The sequence below is a fragment of the Herminiimonas sp. genome, from assembly GCF_030645555.1.
GTDB lineage: Bacteria > Pseudomonadota > Gammaproteobacteria > Burkholderiales > Burkholderiaceae_D > Oxalicibacterium.
In genome coordinates, this window is the sequence record NZ_JAUSME010000284.1 from 1 (window position 1) to 3,746 (window position 3,746).

At 55.6% G+C, this 3,746-nt stretch carries 6 protein-coding genes; 3 read left to right on the plus strand and 3 right to left on the minus strand.

Annotation, left to right across the window (positions count from 1 at the left end; translation table 11 throughout):
• The 3 genes from Q7T06_RS10885 to Q7T06_RS10895 form a co-directional block, all read left to right on the plus strand.
• Positions 1-193: hypothetical protein (locus Q7T06_RS10885; protein WP_304784531.1), on the plus strand; the 193-nt coding region annotated here is incomplete at its 5' end.
• A gap of 24 nt (positions 194-217) precedes the next feature.
• Entirely contained in the window at positions 218-985 is a 768-nt protein-coding gene (gene ompR / locus Q7T06_RS10890) for a two-component system response regulator OmpR (protein ID WP_304784534.1), read from the plus strand.
• 31 nt (positions 986-1,016) lie between these two features.
• Positions 1,017-2,387, plus strand: a complete 1,371-nt coding sequence (locus Q7T06_RS10895; protein WP_304784536.1) for an ATP-binding protein — start codon at positions 1,017-1,019, stop codon at positions 2,385-2,387.
• 103 nt (positions 2,388-2,490) lie between these two features.
• Here Q7T06_RS10895 and Q7T06_RS10900 read toward each other — a convergent pair whose 3' ends face one another.
• From Q7T06_RS10900 to ispF, 3 genes are all read right to left on the minus strand, one after another.
• Positions 2,491-2,790, minus strand: a complete 300-nt coding sequence (locus Q7T06_RS10900) for a hypothetical protein (protein ID WP_304784538.1) — start codon at positions 2,788-2,790, stop codon at positions 2,491-2,493.
• A 189-nt stretch (positions 2,791-2,979) separates the two neighbouring features.
• Entirely contained in the window at positions 2,980-3,276 is a 297-nt protein-coding gene (locus tag Q7T06_RS10905) for a ferritin-like domain-containing protein (protein WP_304784541.1), read from the minus strand.
• 88 nt (positions 3,277-3,364) lie between these two features.
• Positions 3,365-3,746, minus strand: a 382-nt coding sequence (ispF, locus tag Q7T06_RS10910; protein WP_304784543.1) for a 2-C-methyl-D-erythritol 2,4-cyclodiphosphate synthase, incomplete at its 5' end; no start/stop codon positions are given.

The window sequence follows — 3,746 nt, forward strand, 5'->3', positions numbered from 1 at the left end:
ACTTGCCAGCAGCAGCATCAATCCTGTTCTTTTCAGTGTTATATTCATCGTCATCTTTCGCAGCATTTTGCCATGGCGTGCTCATCGTTTAAACCATTCACAAAGTTTATGCCGCTTTGCTTCCAGCCCTAAGCCCCATTCCGTAAAGGTTGTAACACTTTGTAATGCCTGCGCTCCCCGCTATGCCGAGTAGTCTTTCTGACGTTACCATAGCAAAATGAATACGACAAATGCACCCATGAAGGAAACCGCCCACTCGACCAACTCGCACCAGACCAAGGTGCTGGTGGTCGATGACGATATGCGCTTGCGCGATTTGCTGCGCCGCTATCTTGCCGAACAGGGATTCAATGTAGTCACGGCAGAAAGTGCGCAGGCGATGAACAAGCTGTGGCTGCGCGAACGTTATGACTTGCTGGTGCTGGACCTGATGCTGCCGGGAGAAGATGGTTTGTCCATCTGCCGCCGCCTGCGTGGGGCCGGCGACAAGACGCCCATCATCATGCTGACTGCCAAGGGCGAAGATGTCGATCGCATCGTCGGCCTGGAGATGGGTGCAGACGACTATATATCCAAGCCCTTCAACCCGCGCGAACTGGTCGCCCGCATCAGCGCCGTGCTGCGCCGCGTCGGTCCGGACGAAGCGCCGGGCGCACCGTCGGAGACGCCGGAATCATTTACCTTCGGCGAGTTCACGCTCGATCTGGGCACCCGCACACTGAAAAAAAATGATGAAACCGTGCCGCTGACGACCGGTGAATTTTCCGTGTTGAAGGTGTTTGCACGCCACGCGCGGCAACCGCTATCCCGTGAAAAACTGATGGAGCTGGCACGCGGACGTGAATATGAAGTCTTCGATCGCAGCCTGGACGTACAGATTTCGCGCCTGCGGAAACTGATAGAGCCGGATTCTTCCGCGCCACTCTATATACAAACCGTCTGGGGTCTGGGCTATGTATTTATTCCTGAAGGCAAGCCGCGCTGACATCCGCTCAGCCGCCTGAAAAACCACAAGGATGCCCACCACATCATCAAATCGCCTTGCATGGATCAAAAGCGGCCTGTTCTGGCGCACCTTTTTCCTGCTGACCTGCCTGATTGCAGCAAGCATGGCAGCCTGGGTCGCCAGTTATCGCGTCGTTGAACAAACGCCACGCGCCAACCAGATTGCGGCACAGGTCATCTCGGTGGTGACGATTACACGGGCAGCGCTCACGCATTCCGCGCCTGATTCGCGGCGCGAATTATTGTTCGATCTGGCCAGCAACGAAGGCATACGCGTTTATCCGCTGGAAGATACTGACAGCGTCGAACCGCCGCTCGAAAACAGCCTGGTACAAAGCATCCAGGAAAGCGTGCGCGCCGGCCTGGGCAAGGAAACCCGCTTTGCGCGCACCGTCAATGATGTCGCCGGCTTCTGGGTCAGTTTTACGATCTCCGATGACGAGTACTGGATGATGCTGGACCGCAACCGGATCGAAGGCAGTTCCGGCGTCCAGTGGCTGGGCTGGGGCGCCGCCACCTTGATGCTGTCCTTGCTGGGAGCCATGATGATTTCCGGCTTGATCAATCAACCTTTGGCACGCCTCACCGCTGCCACGCGTGCGATTGCAAATGGCCAGCGCCCTGCTCCGTTGCCGGAACGCGGCCCGATGGAAATCCGCGAAGCCAATCACAGCTTCAATCAAATGGTCGATGATTTGAATCGCGTCGAATCCGATCGTGCGGTGGTACTGGCCGGCATTTCGCACGATTTGCGCACGCCGCTTGCGCGCATGCAGCTGGAAGTCGAAATGGCCGGCTTGCCCGACGATGCGCGCAAAGGCATGCAATCCGATCTGGAACAAATGGATGCGATCATCGGCCAGTTCCTCGATTATGCAAAACCGGTTGACAGCAGCCATTTCAAATCCATAGACATGACGGCCCTGATATCGGATGCGGCGCACGCCGCGGCACGCCTGCCTGACGTCCAGGTGAACAGCACCATAGAAGACAAGATCAGCATCCTGGGCAATGCGATCGATATCAAGCGGATAGTCAACAACCTGATAGAAAACGCGCGCCGTTACGGCAAGGCGAACGGCGCCAGCCACGTCGATATAGACTTGTCCTGCCGCGCCGAAGGCGACAAGGTGATACTGGAAATCGCCGATCATGGCGCCGGTGTGCCGGAACAGGAAATCAGCCGCCTGCTGCGCCCGTTTACCCGCATGGATAGCGCCCGCGGGCAGGCTAATGGGGCCGGCCTGGGCCTGGCGATCGTAGACCGTATCGTCAAGCGGCATAGCGGCAAGCTGAACTTGTTCAATCGGGATGGCGGCGGGCTGATGGTGCAAATCGTGCTGGCCAACGCTAGGAAGCGGCACAGCCATTTCTCTGCCTGAAAGCGCACAGAGCTCTCGGCAGCGCCAATAAAAAAACGCACATGCTCGGTAAGAGATGTGCGTTTTTTACTTGAGAACGGCAATCTGTAATCAGGTCTAGCCTTTATGCCTTGTCATCCCTGATCTCGGTCACTACCGCGTCTATGATCTCGCCTTGCGATGACTGCTGATAGGCGCGCTCCGCTGCGAAACGCGCTTTCAAGGCCTTGCGGCGTTTATACATCAGCACCGGGATCAGCAACCAGCTCAGCAGCAAGACTGCCACCACGACCAGCAAACCGACCATCAACACCAGACCCAGCACCAGCCACGCGAGCAGGCGCGAAACAAAACCGCCCGACTGGCTGCGGCGAAACATTTGCTGCCAGCCCTGTGCGTGCTGGATGAAAAGAAAAGATGCCATGTCGTGTCACTCCTGAATCTTTTTATATATAACCAAGTCAAGCTGATAAATCACCCCGGACTTGCTGTGCATGCTGGAAATACGGCATCGCACAATGCAACTATGCGGCAATCCGGGCGATGCTGCAATAGATGGTGATCCATCCTGAGAATTCAATGCCTTGCAGCGGGATTGCCTTTTTCATACTGTTTATTCGTGATGATCGCCGGTGATCGGGCCTTCCTTGAACAAGGCGTCGCGCAATTCCTTGTCCATCTTCGGATCGCGCCTGCGTATCCACTCCAGCACCATCGCCGCATGTTCTTTTTCCTCGTCGCGATTGTGCGCAAGTATCTTCTTCAGTTCAGGATCGGTCGCCGCGTCGACCCGCTGGTTATACCAGTCGACAGCCTCCAGCTCTTCCATCAGCGAAGTAATCGCCCTGTGCATATCCATGGTTGCTGCAGACAGTTTATCAACTGGCTCGTGATAGCCTTCATTCGACATGTTTATGACCTTTCAAGAAAATTTTTAGTTAAGAAATCAATACTATTAAGTAGACAGGGAGAAAACAAATAAATTTCAGCCGTTTTTATTATATTTGGTAAATCAGCGCCACCGCTTCGGCAGCGATTCCTTCTTCGCGCCCCAGGTAGCCCAGTTTTTCATTGGTTTTCGCCTTGATGTTGACCTGGTTGATCGCCACGCCCAGATCCTCGGCGACATGGGCCACCATTTGCACTATGTGCGGCGCCATCTTCGGTCTTTGCGCAATAATGGTCGCATCCACATTGCCGATGCGAAAACCTGCTGCTGCCACACGCTTGGCTGCTTCGCGCAGCAATACGCGCGAATCGGCACCGGCAAACTCGACTGCCGTATCAGGAAAATGCCGTCCTATATCGCCCAATGCGGCCGCGCCGAACAAGGCATCGGTAATCGCGTGCAACAGCACATCGGCATCCGAATGGCCGAGC

Coding starts and splice junctions, on each gene's coding strand:
- ompR (WP_304784534.1), top strand. CDS start 218: ATGAATACGACAAATGCACCCATGAAGGAAACCGCCCACTCGACCAAC.
- Q7T06_RS10895 (WP_304784536.1), top strand. CDS start 1,017: ATGCCCACCACATCATCAAATCGCCTTGCATGGATCAAAAGCGGCCTG.
- Q7T06_RS10900 (WP_304784538.1), bottom strand. CDS start 2,790: ATGGCATCTTTTCTTTTCATCCAGCACGCACAGGGCTGGCAGCAAATG.
- Q7T06_RS10905 (WP_304784541.1), bottom strand. CDS start 3,276: ATGTCGAATGAAGGCTATCACGAGCCAGTTGATAAACTGTCTGCAGCA.